General features: G+C 67.7%; 6 protein-coding genes and 1 pseudogene. All 7 read left to right on the top strand.

What is annotated here, in order from left to right:
* Positions 1 to 303, top strand: a pseudogene (locus VF794_RS38800) (hypothetical protein); the annotation flags it as partial.
* A 4-nt stretch (positions 304 to 307) separates the two neighbouring features.
* Positions 308 to 712, top strand: coding sequence for a hypothetical protein (locus VF794_RS38795; protein ID WP_331118589.1), 405 nt, complete (start codon positions 308 to 310; stop codon positions 710 to 712).
* A gap of 67 nt (positions 713 to 779) precedes the next feature.
* Complete coding sequence (locus VF794_RS38790) at positions 780 to 1,628, top strand: 3-hydroxybutyryl-CoA dehydrogenase (RefSeq protein WP_331118587.1); 849 nt, start codon at positions 780 to 782, stop codon at positions 1,626 to 1,628.
* Between the two features lie 17 nt (positions 1,629 to 1,645).
* The gene (locus tag VF794_RS38785) at positions 1,646 to 2,422 is read left to right on the top strand and encodes an enoyl-CoA hydratase-related protein (RefSeq protein ID WP_331118585.1); all 777 of its coding nucleotides are present in this window, start codon (positions 1,646 to 1,648) and stop codon (positions 2,420 to 2,422) included.
* Between the two features lie 139 nt (positions 2,423 to 2,561).
* Entirely contained in the window at positions 2,562 to 3,704 is a 1,143-nt protein-coding gene (locus tag VF794_RS38780) for an acyl-CoA dehydrogenase family protein (RefSeq protein ID WP_331118583.1), read from the top strand.
* Between the two features lie 8 nt (positions 3,705 to 3,712).
* Positions 3,713 to 4,183 carry an AgmX/PglI C-terminal domain-containing protein gene (locus VF794_RS38775; RefSeq protein WP_331118582.1) on the top strand — a complete coding sequence of 157 codons (471 nt, stop codon included), beginning with the start codon at positions 3,713 to 3,715 and terminating at the stop codon, positions 4,181 to 4,183.
* A gap of 10 nt (positions 4,184 to 4,193) precedes the next feature.
* Positions 4,194 to 4,767: acyl-CoA dehydrogenase family protein (locus VF794_RS38770; protein WP_331118580.1), on the top strand; the 574-nt coding region annotated here is incomplete at its 3' end.

Genomic DNA, 4,767 nt, shown 5'->3' with positions numbered 1-4,767 from the left:
CAGCTCAAGCTGCCCAAGGAGGTGCTCGGCTACATCCTCGGGCAGGCGGAGAAGACGAAGGACGAGGTGGGCCGGGTCGTCTCCGAGGAGCTGCGGCGCTTCCTCCAGTCGGAGAAGCTGCGCGACGAGCTCCTCAAGCTGGTGTCGGGGATGACCATCGAGGTGAAGGCGCAGATCCGCCTGGTCCCGCACCCGGAGAAGGAAGAAGGGGAGCAGGGCGAGGCGCCCACCCGGACGAAGGTGGTCGTCAACGAGCTGCACACGCGCCGGGGCGGCAAGAAGACGGCCTCGAAGAAGGAGTGAGGGCGTGGAGGCCGAGCCGCGGCGGAACTGGCGAAAACACCCGCTGCTGAAGCGGCTCCTGGTCTTGAGCCTGTTGGGACTGGGCTTCTGGCTGGTCCTGGGTGGGAACGCGGCGGAGCGCGAACTGGTGTGGTGGCTGGAGGGCCCGGGGTGGAGCGACATCCGGACCCTCGAGTTCCAGGTGAAGTCCGCGAACGGCGAGCTGCTCAAGCGCGAGGTGCGCTCCTTCCCGGGAACCCCGCCGGGCTCCCTCACGATGAAGACGGAGCTGCCCTCGGGGAGGTACGAGGTGTGGGTGTTCGCCCGGGGCGCGGAAGGGCCTTCGAGGCCCCCCCGTGTGGAGCGCCTGACACTCGGAGACGAGGACACGCACGTCCAGCGGGGCCTCCAGGTGCCCGCGAGTCGTTGACCGGTCGGGGGGCGAGGGCTATAGCGCGCCCGGTTCCTCGTTTACCGAGCAAGGGGTCGCGAACACCATGGCAACGGAGCACATCATCGTCGTGGGGGCAGGGCAGATGGGGTCGGGCATCGCCCAGGTGGCGCTGCAGGCGGGCCTGCGAGTCACTCTGGTGGATGTCTCGAAGGAGGGCCTCGCCAAGGGCGCCGAGCGCATCAAGGGCGGCCTGAAGAAGCTGGTGGAGAAGGGCAAGCTGGACGCGGCCCGGGCCGAGGCGGCGAGCACCAACCTGGCCACCGCCACCAGCGCCACCGAGGTGAAGGACGTGGACTTCGCCATCGAGGCGGTGACGGAGAACGAGGACCTCAAGCGCCGCATCTTCCTGGAGCTGGATGGCGTGGTGAAGCCGGGCGGCATCCTGGCGACGAACACCTCGTCCATCCCCATCACGCGCATCGCCGCGGCCACCAAGCGCCCCGAGAACGTGATCGGGATGCACTTCATGAATCCGGTGCCGGTGATGCAGTTGGTGGAGCTGATCCGGGGCGCGGCCACGTCGGACGCGACGTACCAGACGACGAAGGCGCTCGCGGAGAAGATGGGGAAGACGACGGTGGTGTCGAAGGACTTCCCGGGCTTCATCGTCAACCGCATCCTGATCCCAATGCTGAACGAGGCCTGCTTCGCGCTGATGGAGGGGCTGGGGACGGCGGAGGACATCGACACGGCGATGAAGCTGGGAACCAACCAGCCCATGGGCCCGCTGCAGCTCGCGGACTTCATCGGCCTGGACACGGTGCTCTACATCGCCGAGGTGCTGCACAAGGGGCTAGGTGACGACAAGTACCGCCCCTGCCCGCTGCTGCGGCAGTACGTGGACGCCGGCTGGTACGGCAAGAAGACTGGCCGCGGCTTCTACAAGTACTAACCTCCGAGGAACCCCACATGGCCTACGAGAACATCCGGCTGGAGACCGAGGACGCGCTCGCGATCCTCACCATCGATCGTCCCAAGGCGCTCAACGCCCTCAACAGCAAGACGCTGCAGGAGCTCGAGTCCGCCCTCGGCTCGCTGCCGACCACCGTGCGCGCGCTCATCATCACGGGCGGCGGAGACAAGGCGTTCGTGGCGGGCGCGGACATCTCCGAGATGGCGTCCATCAGCGCGGCGCAGGCGCGCGAGTTCGCCGCCCTGGGTCACCGCGCCTTCGCCACCCTGGAGCAGTTGCCCATCCCCACCATCGCCGCGGTGAACGGCTTCGCGCTCGGCGGCGGGTGCGAGCTGGCCCTGGCGTGCGATCTCATCTACGCCTCGGAGAAGGCGAAGCTGGGCCTGCCCGAGGTGAGCCTCGGCGTGATTCCCGGCTTCGGCGGCACGCAGCGCCTGACGCGCGTGGTGGGCAAGATGCGCGCCAAGGAGCTCATCTTCTCGGGCGAGCGCCTGGACGCGGCGAAGGCCAGGGAGATCGGCCTGGTGCTAGAGGTGCTGCCGGCGGATCAGCTCCTGGCGCACTGCAAGGCGGTGGCGGGGAAGATCCTCAAGAACGGCCCGCTGGCGGTGTCGCAGGCCAAGCGCGTCATCGAGTTCGGCGCGGATCAGGATCTCCGGGCGGCCAACGAACTGGAGCGCCAGGGCTTCGCGGTGCTGTTCGGCTCGGAGGACCAGAAGGAGGGCATGAAGGCCTTCCTGGAGAAGCGTCCGGCGGGCTTCACCGGCAAGTAGGCCGGGGCAGGAGGGGGCTGGCGAGCGCGTGTCGGCTAATGGGCGCGGCAACCGGCGCTTGCCGGCCCCTCTTGCAATCGGTGTTCCCGGGGCACGGGCCCCGTACTATGAACCTCTGCGCCCTTACCCCAGGAGTGCCATGAACTTCGAGCTGAGCGACGTCCAGCGCGAGATCCAGCGGATGTGCCGCGAGTTCGCCGCGCGCGAGCTGACCCCCAACGCCCGCAAGTGGGACGAGACGCACCAGTGGCCCAGCGACGCGGTGAAGAAGCTGGCCGAGCTGGCGCTGCTCGGCGTGGCGGTGCCGGAGCAGTACGGCGGCGCGGGCCTGGACAACGTCTGCTACGCGCTGGCCATGGAGGAGATCAGCCGGGGCTGCGCGTCCACGGGCGTCATCATGAGCGTGAACAACTCGCTCTACTGCGACCCGGTGATGAAGTACGGCAACGAGGAGCAGAAGGCCCAGTTCCTCAAGCCCTTCGCCAGCGGCGAGAAGCTGGGCTGCTTCGGCCTCACCGAGCCCGAGGCCGGCAGCGACGCCGCCGCCCAGAAGACGGTGGCCGTGCGTAAGGGTGACGAGTACGTCATCAACGGCTCGAAGAACTGGATCACCAACGGCCCCAGGGCCGACGCCATCGTGCTGTTCACGATGACGAACAAGGAGGCGGGCAACAAGGGCATCTCCGCCTTCGTGGTGCCCACCAACACGCCGGGCTTCATCCGCGCCGAGCCGGACAAGAAGATGGGCATCAGCGCCGCCCACTCGTGCAGCATGTTCTTCGAGGACATGCGCGTGCCGGCGAAGTACCTCCTGGGCAAGGAGGGCGATGGCTTCAAGATCGCCATGAGCACGCTGGACGGCGGACGCATCGGCATTGCCTCGCAGGCGCTGGGCATCGCCCGCGCGGCTTTCGAGGAGGCGGTGCGCTACTCGGGCGAGCGCAAGACGTTCGGCAAGGCCATCCGCGAGCACCAGGCCATCCAGTTCATGATCGCCGACATGGCCACGGAGATCGACGCGGCCCGGCTGCTGGTGCTGCGCGCGGCGTTGCTCAAGGACAAGGGCGTGCGCCACTCGCAGGAGAGTGCCATGGCCAAGCTGTACGCCAGTGAGATGGCCAGTCGCGTGGCCAACAAGGCGCTCCAGGTCCATGGTGGCATGGGCTACAGCAAGGAGATGGATGTCGAGCGCCACGTGCGCGACGCGCGTATTACGGAGATCTACGAGGGGACGAGCGAGATCCAGCGCATCGTCATCTCGGCGAACCTTCTGAAGGAGTAGGCCTCTCTATGAAGCATTCCCTGATCGCGGTGGTGGTGTTGCTCGGGTCGGGCCTGGCGTTGGCGCAAGGCTCGGTTGGCAAGGGTGTGGATCCGGACAAGGCCGCCCCCGCGCAGGAGAAGAAGAAGGCCGAGCCCCCAACCCGTCCCCCTCCGCCGGACGTGTCCCGACTGCCCTTCACCCCGGACTCCATCCGCGAGGTGATGCAGTACCACTCGCGTGACATCCAGGACTGCTACGAGGAGATGCTGGCGACGAAGGGCAGCAAGGTGGAGGAGGGGCGCATCCAGACCTCCTTCACCATCACGCCCGACGGCTTCGTGCGCAACGCCAAGGTGGTGAAGACGGGCACGACGCTGAAGAACCCGCGCCTGCACGAGTGCGTGGTGAGCGTGCTCTCCGGCATCGACTTCCCGCGGACCCCGGATGGGCGCGAGTACCCCATCGAGTATCCGTTCAACCTCAAGGCCATCAAGTAGGACCCATCCCGTGAACCTCGAGCTCACCGAGACGCAGACGCTCATCCGTGACACCGCGCGCAAGTTCGCGCGTGAGCGGGTGGCGCCCCAGGCCCGCAGATTCGACAAGGAGGAGCTCTTCTCCGTCGAGCTCTTCAAGGAGCTGGCCTCCCTGGGGCTCATGGGGGTGAACATCCCCGGCCAGTACGGTGGCGCCGAGGCGGGCGTCGTCTCCTACGCCCTGGCGATGATGGAGATGGCGGCCGCGTGTGCCTCCACCTCGGTGGCCATGGCGGTGACGAACATGTGCGCCGAGCTCATCCACAAGTTCGGCACCGAGGCCCAGCGCGAGAAGTACGTGACGCGCATCACCTCGGGCGAGGCGGTGGTGGGCGCGTTCGCGCTCTCCGAGCCGCACGCGGGCTCGGATCCGCGCGCCATGCGTACCACGGCGGTGCGCCGCGGGGACAAGTGGGTCATCAACGGCAGCAAGCAGTGGATCACCTCCGGCGCCTACGCGGGGGTGATGGTGGTGTGGGCCCTCACGGGCGGGCAGGGGAACAAGGGCATCTCCGCGTTCATCGTGGAGGGCGGCACCAAGGGTC

It is taken from the genome of Archangium sp. (assembly GCF_036389735.1).
Classification (GTDB): domain Bacteria; phylum Myxococcota; class Myxococcia; order Myxococcales; family Myxococcaceae; genus Archangium.
The sequence above is the reverse complement of the archived record's forward strand: the minus strand, read 5'-3'. Positions and strand labels throughout refer to the sequence as shown.